Origin of the sequence: Rhizobium sp. AAP116 (genome assembly GCF_001295785.1) — a bacterium.
GTDB lineage: Bacteria > Pseudomonadota > Alphaproteobacteria > Rhizobiales > Rhizobiaceae > Allorhizobium.
The window spans coordinates 57919-70654 of the sequence record NZ_LJIB01000016.1 but is presented as its reverse complement, the minus strand read 5'-3'; the positions used below and the strand labels follow the sequence as shown (position 1 = coordinate 70654).

11 protein-coding genes are annotated in these 12736 nt (G+C 63.3%); 6 read left to right on the top strand and 5 right to left on the bottom strand.

Features of this window, described 5'->3' with window-relative positions; translation table 11 throughout:
- The first annotated feature begins 1 nt into the window (after position 1).
- Genes IP85_RS11050 through IP85_RS11030 form a run of 5 tightly spaced genes read left to right on the top strand, consistent with a single transcriptional unit; the run spans position 2 to position 4305 of the window.
- Positions 2-1276, top strand: a complete 1275-nt coding sequence (locus IP85_RS11050; protein WP_153762289.1) for a VWA domain-containing protein — start codon at positions 2-4, stop codon at positions 1274-1276.
- Positions 1276-1605, top strand: coding sequence for an XdhC family protein (locus tag IP85_RS11045; protein ID WP_054149788.1), 330 nt, complete (start codon positions 1276-1278; stop codon positions 1603-1605). Before IP85_RS11050 ends, IP85_RS11045 begins: the two co-directional genes overlap by 1 nt.
- Positions 1605-2321: an XdhC family protein gene (locus IP85_RS11040; RefSeq protein ID WP_054149732.1), complete on the top strand. Its 717-nt coding sequence runs from the start codon at positions 1605-1607 to the stop codon at positions 2319-2321. The genes IP85_RS11045 and IP85_RS11040 overlap by 1 nt, the downstream gene beginning before the upstream one ends.
- Complete coding sequence (locus tag IP85_RS11035) at positions 2318-3961, top strand: molybdopterin-binding/glycosyltransferase family 2 protein (RefSeq protein ID WP_054149731.1); 1644 nt, start codon at positions 2318-2320, stop codon at positions 3959-3961. Before IP85_RS11040 ends, IP85_RS11035 begins: the two co-directional genes overlap by 4 nt.
- A 2-nt stretch (positions 3962-3963) precedes the next feature.
- Positions 3964-4305, top strand: coding sequence for a TfoX/Sxy family protein (locus tag IP85_RS11030; protein WP_054149730.1), 342 nt, complete (start codon positions 3964-3966; stop codon positions 4303-4305).
- Here the strand turns inward: IP85_RS11030 and IP85_RS11025 are convergent.
- The 5 genes from IP85_RS11025 to bcp all read right to left on the bottom strand — a co-directional run bounded on the left by IP85_RS11025 (position 4293) and on the right by bcp (position 9193).
- A complete protein-coding gene (locus IP85_RS11025; RefSeq protein ID WP_054149729.1) occupies positions 4293-4700 on the bottom strand; it encodes an NUDIX domain-containing protein in 408 nt (135 codons plus the stop codon). The genes IP85_RS11030 and IP85_RS11025 overlap by 13 nt on opposite strands.
- A gap of 5 nt (positions 4701-4705) precedes the next feature.
- On the bottom strand, positions 4706-6208 hold the full coding sequence (locus IP85_RS11020; protein ID WP_054149728.1) for a DEAD/DEAH box helicase: 1503 nt from the start codon (positions 6206-6208) through the stop codon (positions 4706-4708).
- 227 nt (positions 6209-6435) lie between these two features.
- Positions 6436-7788: a peptidoglycan DD-metalloendopeptidase family protein gene (locus tag IP85_RS11015; RefSeq protein ID WP_245280852.1), complete on the bottom strand. Its 1353-nt coding sequence runs from the start codon at positions 7786-7788 to the stop codon at positions 6436-6438.
- Between the two features lie 90 nt (positions 7789-7878).
- Positions 7879-8724: a ferritin-like domain-containing protein gene (locus IP85_RS11010; protein WP_054149727.1), complete on the bottom strand. Its 846-nt coding sequence runs from the start codon at positions 8722-8724 to the stop codon at positions 7879-7881.
- Between the two features lies 1 nt (position 8725).
- Positions 8726-9193 carry a thioredoxin-dependent thiol peroxidase gene (gene bcp / locus IP85_RS11005; RefSeq protein WP_054149726.1) on the bottom strand — a complete coding sequence of 156 codons (468 nt, stop codon included), beginning with the start codon at positions 9191-9193 and terminating at the stop codon, positions 8726-8728.
- 122 nt (positions 9194-9315) lie between these two features.
- On the opposite strand from bcp, the gene IP85_RS11000 reads away from it, so the two are divergent.
- Complete coding sequence (locus tag IP85_RS11000; protein ID WP_054149725.1) at positions 9316-12726, top strand: DUF3971 domain-containing protein; 3411 nt, start codon at positions 9316-9318, stop codon at positions 12724-12726.
- Positions 12727-12736 lie beyond the last annotated feature (10 nt).

The window sequence follows — 12736 nt, the reverse complement described above, 5'->3', positions numbered from 1 at the left end:
GATGGAAAGCTTCGGGCCGCATCCCGCCAATGGACGTGACGGAATCGTTGTGCCGCCACCGGTTAAGGGCGACGGGCGGCTCGCCGACAATATCGTGCATTTTGCGCGTGTCTTGCGAAAGGCTGGCCTGAAGCCCGGCCCCGGTGCCGTGATCGACGCCATCGAGGCGATCGACGCGATCGGCATCGGCTCGCGCATCGAGTTCCATGCGGCGCTCTCGGCGATCTTCGTCAAGCGGCACGAGGATCAGCCGGTTTTCGACGAGGCCTTTTCGATCTTCTGGCGCTCGCGGGATCTCGTCGGCAAGATGATCGCGCTGATGTCGCCGGTGGCGGCGATCGGAGAGCGGCAGAAGCCGAAGGCCGGCGGAGCGCGTGTCAGCGATGCTTTGTTTGCCGACAGAAAACGCGAGCCGAAGCCACGCGACGAGCCGGATGTCGAGATCGATGCTCGGCTCACGGTTTCGGGCCAGGAGGTCTTTCGCCGGCTTGATTTCGGGCAGATGACGGCGAGCGAACTGAAGGAGGCGCGGCGTGCCATTGAACGCTTGGCCATGCCGCTCGATCTCGTTCAAACGCGCCGTTACCGGATGTCGCCACGCGGGCGCATCATCGATCCGCGCGCCAGCATGCGCCAGTCGCTGCGGACTGGCGGCGACCTGATGCTGCCCAAGTTTCGAGAGCGCCGGCAACAGCCGCCGCCGCTCGTCATCCTCGCGGACATTTCCGGTTCGATGAGCCAGTATACCCGCATCTTCCTGCATTTCCTGCATGTTCTGACCGAACGTCGCCGCCGGGTGCATACCTTCCTCTTTGGTACGCGGCTGACCAATGTGACGAGGCAACTCCGTCACCGAGATCCGGACGAGGCGATTGCGCAATGCACAGACGCCGTGGCCGACTGGTCGGGCGGTACGCGGATCGGCGAAACGCTCAGGCTCTTCAACCGCCATTGGGGCCGTCGCGTTCTGGGGCAGGGTGCCGTTGTTCTCCTGATCACCGACGGGCTGGAGCGGGACGAGGTCGATATGCTTGCCCGCGAGACCGACCGGCTACATCGTTCGTGTAGGCGCCTCGTCTGGCTCAATCCGCTGCTGCGCTTTGCCGGTTTCGAAGCGCGCGCGCGGGGGGTGCGCGCAATGCTGCCGCATGTCGACGAGTTGCGGTCAGTCCATAATCTGGAAGCGCTTTCGGATCTCGTCCAATCTCTTTCCGGGGCGCCGGATCGGAACTGCGATCCGCGGCGTTACCTCGCTTCAGACAGGAGCCAGCCATGATGACCACCGACGCCGTTCTGCGCGATCCGCTCGAAATTGCCGAAAGCTGGTTCGCCGAGGGACGATCCGTCGCGATCGCGACCGTGATCGAGACCTGGGGCTCGGCGCCGCGCCCGATCGGCAGCCATCTTGTCATCGATGGCGAGGGTAATTTCGAGGGCTCGGTGTCCGGTGGCTGTGTCGAAGGGGCTGTCATCACGGAGGCGCTCGACGTGATCGAGAGCGGGACGCCGAAGATGCTCGAATTCGGCGTGGCCGACGAGACCGCCTGGCGGGTGGGGCTGTCCTGCGGCGGCCGCATCCGCGTGCAGGTCGAGAGGCTCGGCTGATGGAGATTTCGACGCTTGCGGCTCTGAACGCCGCGAAACGTGACCGTCTCGGCGCCGTGCTGGTGAGCGACCTCGACTCGGGCGTCTCGCAACTAATCACCGAGGATCAGGTTGCGACCGATGCCCTGGGGCAGGAGATCCGGGCGCGTCTTCTCTCCGGCAAGTCGGGCACTGCCGAGATCGCGGGCAAGAGCCTGTTCCTGAACGTGCATCTGCCGCCGCCGCGGATCGTCGTGATCGGCGCCGTGCACATCAGCCAGGCACTGGCGCCGATGGCGGCGTTATCAGGCTTTGCCGTCACCATCATCGATCCGCGCACAGCCTTCGCAACGCCCGAGCGCTTCTCCGGTATCGATCTACGGGCTGACTGGCCGGACGAGGTCTTCGCCGGGATGCCGCTCGACCGCTATTCCGCCATGGTGGCCGTCACCCATGATCCGAAGATCGACGATCCCGGCCTGATCGCGGCGCTGCAGGCGGGCTGCTTCTATGTCGGTGCGCTTGGCTCCCGCAAGACGCATGCGAAGCGCGTCGAGCGCTTGACGGCGGGCGGTCTGGATGCCGAGACCATTGCCGCCATCCGGGCCCCGATCGGCATCGATATCGGCGCTGCCACACCGGCCGAAATCGCGGTCGCGATCCTCGCCGATGTCATCCAGTCGCTGCGCCGGCGTAGTGTCGGGGCGGCCTCCGGCTCCCATGAGGCATCGCCGTGAAGTTCGGGCCGATCCTGACACCAGAAGCTGAGGGTGCGATCCTTGCGCATTCCCAGCCACTCGCCTCCGGCAAACTGCAGAAGGGACACCGCCTGCAGACGGCGGATCTCGTTCGCTTGCAGGCAGAGGGGGTAACGACCGTCATTGCCTGCCGGCTGGAACCGGGCGACCTGATGGAAGACGAAGCGGCCGACCGGTTGAGCGCTGCAATAGAGCCCAGAGGCCTGACCCGCAGTCCGGCCTCGACCGGGCGGGTGAATTTCTATGCCTCTGCAAACGGTCTCTTTCGCGCGAACAGGACGTTGGTCGACCGCTTCAACGCCGTCGATCCCGCGATCACGCTCGCCTGTCTCGCTGATCGGCGGGACGTGCGGGCCGGTGATCTCGTCGCGACCGTGAAGATCATCCCGCTGGCCGTGGCCGGTGCACGTGTTGCAGAAGCTGCTGCCCTCCTGCAGGAGGTCATCGCCTTTGAGGTCGCGCCCTATTGTCGCCACCGGGTACATCTCGTCGCGACCCATCTGCCGTCCCTGAAACCGTCTGTCATGGACAAGACGACCCGCGTGCTTGAAGCCCGGCTTGCGCCCTCGGCGAGCCGACTTGCATCTGAACACCGGGTCCCGCATCGGGCTGACGCCGTGGCGGACGCCATCCGCGCCTCGCTTAACGACAGAGCTGCCGTGGAAGACGGTCCGCCGCTCATCGTCGTCTTTGGTGCCTCGGCCGTGTCAGATGCCGATGACGTGATACCCTCCGCCATCCGCCTTGCCGGTGGCGTGGTCGATCAGGTCGGCCTGCCCGTCGATCCTGGCAATCTGCTGGTTCTCGGTCATGTGGGCGATGTCCCCGTCATCGGTGCGCCAGGCTGCGCCCGCTCGCCGAAGGAAAATGGTTTTGACTGGGTGCTGAATGGCATTCTCGCCGGTCAACCGCCCGACCGCATGGAAATGGCGGGCTGGGGCGTCGGTGGTCTGCTGATGGAAATCCCGAGCCGTCCGCTGCCGCGTCTAAGTGCCACGAAGGACGTCGATCCGGCGGCCTTTGGCCTCGTGGTGCTTGCCGCAGGGCGGGCAAGCCGGATGGGCGAGGGTGGTCGCCATAAGCTGCTCGCCGAGTTCGAGGGCGAGCCGCTCGTACGACGCTCCGTGCGTCAGGCAATCGAGGCCGGCGTCGGTGCTGTTACGGTCATCACCGGCCATCGCAGCGGCGAGGTTGCCGAGGCGCTTGCAGGGTTCGCTGTTGAAGTGCTGGAAAATGAACACTTTTTGACCGGTATGGCGAGTTCGCTGAAGGCGGGTCTTGCCTCGGTCGAGGCCAAGGGGCTGCCTGGCATGATGGTGCTGCTGGCTGACATGCCGAACGTCTCCAGCGCGGATATCGCAGCACTTGCAAGCGCTTACGGTAAATCCGGCGGCAAGGCGATTGTGCGCGCCGTTTCCGATGGCCAGCGCGGCAATCCCGTCATTTTGCCCGCAGCAACCTTCGAGGCCTTGAAGACGCTTGAAGGCGATATCGGCGCCCGGCCTGTGATCGAAAGCGCGGGGCTTGCAGTCATCGATGTCGAGATCGGCCCCGCTGCCCGTCTTGACGTCGATACGCCCGAGGCCATTCTGGCAGCCGGCGGGATCCTGAAGGATTGATCATGGACAATGCGGCGATTGAGGAGATGTTCGAGGCGGTCGGGCCGGTGTCGATCCGTCGGATGTTCGGCGGCAAGGGCATTTATGCGCGCGGCATCATCTTTGCACTCGAACTGCGCGGCGAACTGATGCTGAAGGGTGACGAAGAGAGTGCGCCCTTGCTCGAAGAAGCCGGCGCCCGGCGCTGGTGCTACGAGGGTCGAAGCGGCAAGCCTGTCGCCATGCCCTATTGGACGATCCCCGACGAAGCGCTCGACGACCCCGACATCATGGCGAAATGGGCTCGGATCGCGCTCGATGCCGCGATGCGGGTTACTGAGCGTGAGGCCGCTCAGCGCAGATAGGTCAGAACCGTCTGGGTGAAGGCGGAAAGCGGCTGCGGCAGGTCATCCAGATCAAACCAGCTGATTTCCGAAAGCTTGTCCGGTTCGGTCAGTTGTGGATCGCCGGATGTGTCGTCGGTGACGTAGAGCAGCGAGATCCAGTGCTGGCGGTCCGCCTCGATCAATTGTTCGGTAATGCCGAGATAGCGGATCGGACCGATCGAGAGCCCCGTTTCTTCCTCGGCCTCACGGCGCGCGGCGATCTCGGCACGCTCCATGTGATCGACCTTGCCGCCGACGATGTTCCAGTGGCCGGCTTCCGGCGCCTTCATGCGCTTGCACAAAAGCAGTTTGCCATCCCGGAGGATGGCAAGACCAACCCCGAGACCGGGGAAATCGATACCGGGCTGACCCACAGGGATCAGGCCTTGGCGGCAGCGACGATCAGCATGAAGGCCGGGATGTCATCGCCGAAGCCAACGGGCGTCGGGCCGTCGTCATGGTCGTTATGACGGTTGCGGCGGCGATCACGATTGTCGTCGTTTGCCGGATAAGGATTGTTGCGGTTGTTGCGCGGGTTCTGATCGCGGCGCTTGTCCGTTTTGCGTTCTGTCGCCACCGGCTCCACCTTGATCGCTTCCACTTTCACCGCTTCCATCACCTGTTGTTCCTCTGCCGGTTTGACATACTCGCTGCGCGTATCGGATTTATGACCGCCGCGCCGCTCACGACCCTTGTCGCGGCCGCGTTTTCCACGGCTTTCGTCATGGCTCTCGGCCGGCGCCGGAAGGGCCGACAGGTCGCCATCAAGCCATTCGATCTTCTGATCGATGAGCTTTTCGATGGCATCGAGGAACTTGGTGTCGCTGCGCGTAACCAGGGTAAAGGCCGCGCCTGAGCGTCCGGCACGACCGGTACGGCCAATGCGGTGGACATAGTCTTCGGCGTGGATCGGAACGTCGAAATTGAAGACATGGCTGACATCGGGGATGTCGAGGCCGCGGGCGGCGACGTCAGAGGCGACGAGCAGCGTGATCGCGTTGGCCTTGAAGCCTGCCAGCATGGTCGTACGAGAGCGCTGGTCCATGTCGCCATGCAGCGCGCCCACCGAGAAGCCGTGGCGCTCGAGCGACCGGAAGAGGTCGGCGACATCCTTCTTGCGGTTGCAGAAGATGATCGCGTTCTTCAGGTCGTCCTGGGCGCGGATGAGGTCTCGCAGCTTCGAACGCTTCTCGTAATCTTTGTTGTGGCATGCGACGAGGCGCTGCGTCACCGTCTTCGCCGTCGATGACGGCGGAGCGACTTCGATTCGCTCTGGATTCTGCAGAAACTGGTCGGCCAGCTTCTGGATTTCTGGCGGCATGGTTGCCGAGAAGAACAGCGTCTGACGCGTGAACGGGATCATCTTGGCGATGCGCTCGATATCGGGGATGAAGCCCATGTCGAGCATTCGGTCGGCTTCGTCGATCACGAGGATCTCGACGCCTGTCATCAGAAGCTTGCCGCGCTCACAATGGTCGAGCAGGCGGCCTGGTGTGCAGATCAGGACGTCGGCACCACGTTCCAGTTTGCGATCCTGCTCATCGAACGACACGCCACCAATCAGCAGCGCCACGTTCAACTTGTGATTCCGTCCGTACTTCTCGAAGTTCTCGGCGACCTGGGCTGCCAATTCGCGCGTCGGCTCCAGAATGAGCGTGCGCGGCATGCGAGCCCTGGCGCGGCCCTTCTCGAGCAGCGTCAACATGGGGAGAACGAAGCCTGCCGTCTTGCCGGTGCCTGTCTGGGCGATGCCGAGAATGTCACGCCGCTGCAGGGCCGGCGGAATTGCGCCTGCCTGGATCGGGGTCGGAATGGTGTAGCCGGCATCGGTGACGGCAGAAAGGACTTTTTGGCTCAGGCCAAGGTCAGCAAAAGTGGTCAAAGGGAAGTAGTTTCCGTTCCTGTTCTCGCGAACATCGCTCAATAGCCCGGAAGATCGGGCAACAATGGTTGCGGCGAATAGAAGGAAACTGCCGGAAAGTCAAGGAAACGGGCGGATTTACCCCTACAAAGGCTTAATGATCACGATTAATTGGCTTGCAACGTCATGGTTATCCGCAAACCGGAGCCCTGCTGACGGAAAACCTGCTGCGAATCGTCCTGTCGCCGTCAATTGATCAGCGGCGTCAGCTTCATTCCGGCATTGAGAAAACGCATGGGATCGACAGGGTCGCCATTGCGCCGGACCTCGTAGTGCAGATGCGGGCCGGTCGACCGTCCCGTCGAGCCTGCCAGGCCGAGAATCTGCCCGGTTTCGACAGTGTCGCCCTCGCTCACCAGAATGCGGGACATGTGCCCGTAACGGGTGGAGAGGCCGAGGCCGTGATCGATTTCGACCATGTTGCCATAGCCGCCCGAAAAGCTTGCGGTGACGATCTTGCCTGCCCCGGTGGAGCGGATTTCCGTGCCCGTCGGAGCGCGGAAATCGATGCCGGCATGCATGGCAAGTCCGCCGAAGAAGGGATCCGGACGGTTGCCGAATCGGCTGGTGATTTCCCTGCCAGGGGCGGGGTTTGCAAAGGGCAGGCGCTTGGCTGTGTCGCGAACCGTTTCCAGCCGCGTGAGGGCGACATCCAGCGCATTCAGCGAAGCGTTGAAATCGCGGTCTGACTGCGGCGCCAGATAAGGGCCACCGACGGCGTCGGTTGCCGGCAGTGCAGCCTGTTCGTCGATCGGCACGCCCTGACGCCTGAGGATCGCGGCAATCTCGTCGGCGGTCTGCGAGGCGCCGTTCGCCAGTTCCTCGATTCGTTGCAGCTGTTCGGCCTCGATCTCCTTCAGCGACAGCGTCATGTTCGAAAAGAGGCGGTCGGCGCGATCGGCGACATTTTCGCCGGTCATCGGCACGTAACCAAGCGCGAGTGCCGGCCTATGCGGGACCTCAGTCTTGGGTTCTGGTGCTGTTTCGCCGAGCAGGGCGGCGAAGGCCTGTGTGCCCGTTGAGAAGGAAGCCTGATCCTTGCCATCGACCACTGGCTTCTCGGCGGGCAGGGGGCCATCCGTCGGCAAAGCGTCAGGCTCACTCCCCGTCTGCAGAAGCGCGTCGATCCGGCCATGGCGGGAGGTGAGAGCCATCTGCTGCTCGAGCAGTTTCTCGACCTTTTCCTCGACTACCTGCTGGTCGAGCAATTGGCGCGAGGTGACACGGTCGACTTGGGCGCGGAGCGCTGCGATCCGGTCTTCATATTCATGCTGCATGCGCGCCTGGCGCGCCATCGTGGCGCCAATCAGGTTGTCGCGCAGGACGAGGTAGGTCGTGGCGCCGAGGTAGCCGATTGCCATGGTGCCTAGAAAACAGACTGTGAGCGCCACCATCCAGGGACGGATCGTCATGTGCCGGATGCGGTCGCCGCTCGCCAAGATGACGATATGCTGCTCCCTGCGCTTTCCGAAGACCTGGCTGTTCGAACCCGTCGTCACGCTGTCCCCCAATAAAGTCGGGCGCGCCTCGCGTAGCGTCATGCCCGATATCGGCGAGTCGCCTGTCCGATCCGCCGTTAGCAATTACGCATAATTAGGGTTAATGAAGCGTTAGGCGCTTGGAATTGCGTGTCAAACCGACGAGTTGTTCTTGGAGGACAGCGACCGGTAGAAGGATGGCGTCAGGCCCGCTTCGGCGCGTGCGACATCGTTGAAGGGCGCCTTCAGCTGGCCGCGGAAATTGGCGCGCACCAGGTCCTGAAACGCCCGTGCGGGGTCACGTTTTTCGCGGGCGCAGAGGAAGCGGAACCATTTCGCGCCGACGGCCACATGGCCTTTTTCGTCTTCGTAGATGACCTTCAGCACGTCGGCGCTTTCGAAATCGCCCGTTTCGCGCATCTTGTCCTGAAGCGATGGCGTCACGTCGAGGCCCCGCGCTTCGAGAATGAGTGGCACGACAGCGAGGCGAGCGGTCAGGTCGTTCTTCGTCGAATGGGCCGCCTGCCAGAGTCCATCATGGGCGGGCATGTCGCCATAATCTGCACCGAGCGCCCGCATGCGGTCGCGCACCAGCCGGAAATGCTTGGCCTCCTCGTAGGCCACCTTCATCCAGCCGTCGAAGAAGGAATGGGGCACCGGTTCGGTGGCAAAGCGGGCGACGATGTCGAGGGCGAGATCGACGGCATTGAGTTCGATATGGGCGAGCGCGTGCAGCAGAGCGATGCGGCCGGGCAGGGTGTGCAGCGAGCGCTTCCCGACGGCCTTTGGCGGCACGAGCTCGGGTTTTGCCGGGCGGCCCGGCCGATCGGGAAGCGGCGGATCGAGCGGTGAGCGCAGCGACAGGCGGCGCTCATGCCAGCGGATCGCAGCAGTCTGGGCGAGCGCCGTCTTCTCGTCGAGGTCGGCGCTCAGGATTGCGAGGGTGGCAGCGCCGCGAAGGGAATGGAAAGCCGTCTCGGGCTGCGTCGTCTCCAACATGTCAGAGAGCCTGCGTCGCCTTCAACACGGCCTCGGCATGGCCGGGGACCTTCACCTTGCGCCAGACCTCGGCCACCTTGCCGGACTTGTCGATCAGGAAGGTGGAGCGTTCGACACCCATATAGGTCTTGCCGTACATGCTCTTTTCCTTCCAGACGCCATAGGCTTCCAGTGCCTTGTGCTCCTCGTCAGCGGCCAGCACCACCGAAAGGTTGTGTTTGGCGGCAAACTTGTCATGGCTCTTCACCGAATCAGGCGACACACCGATGACGGTCGCGCCGAGCTTTGCGAACTCCTCGGTCAGACCCGAGAAGTCGACCGCTTCGGTCGTGCAGCCGCTGGTGTCGTCCTTCGGGTAGAAATAGAGAATCACCGGCTTTCCGGCGAAATCGGAAAGAGAAACGGTGCCGCCGCCATTGCGGGGCAGGGAGAAATCGGGGGCCATGTCCCCGGCAGTCAAATCCGTCATGGGATAACCTTTCTTTTGCCCGTTTTGTGGGTGAATGTGGGCGCCTTCGATATATAGTCCGCTCCGCAGTCGTCCAGAGCGACTTGTTAGCGGCATCGATCGACGGAGACAATCACCAGGACATGTCGGAGATCCGGGGCGAAAAGCTACGGTTTCGCAAGCGGGATATTGTGCCGCTGCATGCTCTTCCGTCTGCCCAGGCCGAGGATCCCCTCATTGTGCATTGTCCGCCGCCGAAGCGATCGCTGTTTCGGCGCCTGTTGCGGGTGCTGGCCGGCTTCGCAGGGCTCTGGGTCGTCGTGTTCTTTGCGGTCTATGCCGTGGTCGAAAGCGGCACCCTCGATGCCGCCCTTGCGCAACGGGCGCAGGCCGTCCTGAACAATGCCCTCGGACCGCAGTTCACCGCCAAAATCGGCGGCACGGAAGTGCGCTTCTCCAATGGGATGGAATTGTCCGTCGAGGCGCGGGACGTCACGTTGCACGAACAGGCGGGCGGCGAGCGGGTCGCCCTGACGAATTCGGTCCGATTCATCGTCGAGCCATTGGCGCTTCTCGGCGGTCGGTTTTCCATCCGCGAGATCGTCAGCGAGGGCATCGATCTCGATGCGACGGTGCTGCCGAAGGGTGAGCGTGTCGACATCTCGGATTGGCGGATCGATCATATTCCGGCCCGGTTGGCAGATGCCTTTGCCGAACTCGACCGGCTGCAGGGTTTCATTGCCCGCGGCGGTCTCGACCGCATGCGCCTTGCCGGACTGGAGATCGCCTCCACGAGTACCAGTGGGCGGCCGATGACGCTTGCGATCGACGACATCGTGCTGGAGCGCGGCGATGACGGTTCCCTTTCGATCTTCGGCGCGGTTGCAGTCAACGGGCAACAAACGGAACTGACGGCGCTGACCACGAATGTCGACGGCCGTGCCGAATCGCTGACGATGCGGGTTGCCGATGTGCGGCTGACCCCGTTCCTGCTGCGGCGTTCCAGCACGGGCGAAGCGCGCCAGGGCATCGACGGCTCGGCCGAATTGCTGCTGAATGCTCGGCGCGAGGCGCCGGATCAGGATGCCAGCGTCTCGCTCGGCATCAACATGCAGAAAGCCGGCTTCTACTCCGACGGCCAACGCCAGGAGATCACCGACGCTCGTCTCAGGCTTTCCTACGACTTTGCCAAGGATACGATAGAACTTGCCGATTCGACTGCCCGATTCGACCAAACCATCTTTCCGCTCTCCGGCGGCCTGATCGATCTCGATCGGCTGCCGGAAGGCAGTAGTTTCGGCAAGGGTTTCGGCATCGACCTTGTGGTCACCGATGGCCGAGCAAATGTGCCGCGCGCCGGCGAAGCACCGTTTCCCTTCTTCCTGAAGGGCTATGGTCGCTACCTGGTCGAAGAGAACCGCCTGCAACTCGACACGCTTGACGTTTCCACGCCGTCGGGCAACATGCGCGGCAAGCTTCAGGTGGGCTTCGGTGGAACGGGGCCGGAGATCCGGTTCAACGCCGTGGTCGAGAACATGCGCACCACCGTGGTGAAGCAGTTGTGGCCCTACTGGATTGCCTCCAAGCCGCGCGAATGGGTTCTCGGAAACCTCTATGGCGGCCTGATCCCCAAGGGGACGATCGACGTCTTCATTCCGCAGAACCGCCTGTCGATCGACCCGAAGCCGGTGCGGCTTGATGCCGACGAACTGAAGATCGGTTTCGATCTGGAAGACGCGCGCCTTAACCTGACCGGCGAACTGCCGCCGCTTCGCGACGTCTACGGCCGCTTCGACATGGTGGGCGAGCGGGTGGATGTCGCCATCCGCTCGGCCGGTTCCTTCTTCCCGTCGGGCCGCATGGTCAAGCTGGAGAGCGGTCGTCTGGTGCTGCAGGACGCCTATGAGAAACCTCTGATGGCGGATATCGATCTCGATATCGCAGGCGCTGCGGATGCCGTGGCCGAACTCGTTTCCTTCAAGCCTATCGAAGCGCTGAAGGTCGTCGACTTCCAGCCCTCGGACTTCTCGGGCAAGGTTCGCGGGCAGGCGAAGATCCGGCTCGGTCTGGTGCCGGATCAGTCGCCGCCCGATCCGAGCTGGACGGCTGAAGTCGCGCTCAACGATGTGGATGTGGCCAAACCCTTCGACGGGCGTCAGATCGCCGATGTCACCGGATCCCTGTCTGTCGATCGCGACAAGGCCATGCTCGATGCATCAGCGAAGATCGACGACGTCCCGATGGAGGTGAAGCTCACCGAACCGGTGCGTCGCGGCGATGGTGCCGTAGCCCGCGAACAGGTCGTAACGGCGACACTTGACAATTCAGCCCGCGAAAAGCTCGCGCCGGGGCTCGGCGAGATCGTCAACGGGGCGATCAAGCTGGAGCTGCGCCGGCTCGACGACACGACACAGGCCGTGTCCGTCGATCTCCGATCCGCGACGCTGACCATTCCCTGGGTGGGTTGGTCGAAGGGGCAAGGCATTGGCGCGACCGCCAAGTTCGAGTTGACCAAAGACGGAAAGCTGTCGGTGATCCGCAAGTTCGCTCTGGATGGTGAGGGCTTTGGCGCCTCCGGCGACATGAGCATTGATGATACCGGGCTTGTTGCGGCCAATCTGTCGCGCGTCCGCCTGTCGCCGGAAGACGAGGTGGCGCTGACCGTCCGTCTCAGCAAGGGCGTCTATTCGGTTGTGGCCAATGGCCGCGCCTTCGACGCTCGCTCTCTGATCTCCACCCTGCAGCGTCCCTCCACTGACGGCGACACCAAGGCTGCGCGGACTTCGCTCAGGATCGAAGGACGCTTCGACCGCGTGGTCGGCTTCAGCGGCGAGCAGTTGTCGGGTGTTTCGATCATCTATGGAGCGAGCAAGGGCCGGGTCAGTGCCGTCGACTTTTCCGGTGTGACAAGCAGCGGTCAGGCATTGGTCGCCAAACTGCGTCAGCCCGAAGCAATGAGAGAGCTCTCCGTCACCACCAGCGATGCCGGTGCCGTCCTGCGCTTTCTCGACACGTACAAACGGCTGGGCGGCGGTCTTGCCAACCTGCGCCTGACGGAAACGCGCGACGGCGCCTGGAGCGGCAATCTCGATCTGCGCAACTTCCAGGTCGAGAACGAAGAGCGGCTTCAGACGATCGTCTCCGCGCCGACCGGTGCCGGCGGACGCAGTCTCAACAATGCCGTCCGCAGCGATATCGATGTGAGATCTGCCCGATTCCAGCGCGCTTTTGCCCGTCTTGCGCTGGTCGGCGGTACGCTCAGCGTCGAAAACGGTATCGTGCGCGGCGAGCAGGTGGGTGCGACCTTCCAGGGGATCGTCCGCGATCAGGCCGGACGGATCGACCTCACCGGCACGTTCATGCCGGCCTATGGGCTCAATCGACTGTTCGCCGAACTGCCGGTGATCGGCGCCATCCTCGGCAATGGGCGCGACCGCGGCCTGCTCGGCATCACCTTCAAGTTGACCGGGCCGACGATGAAGCCGAATCTGGTGATCAACCCGCTGTCGATCATCGCGCCGGGCGTGTTCCGCCAGATCTTTGAGTTCCGCTGAGCCGCAAGCT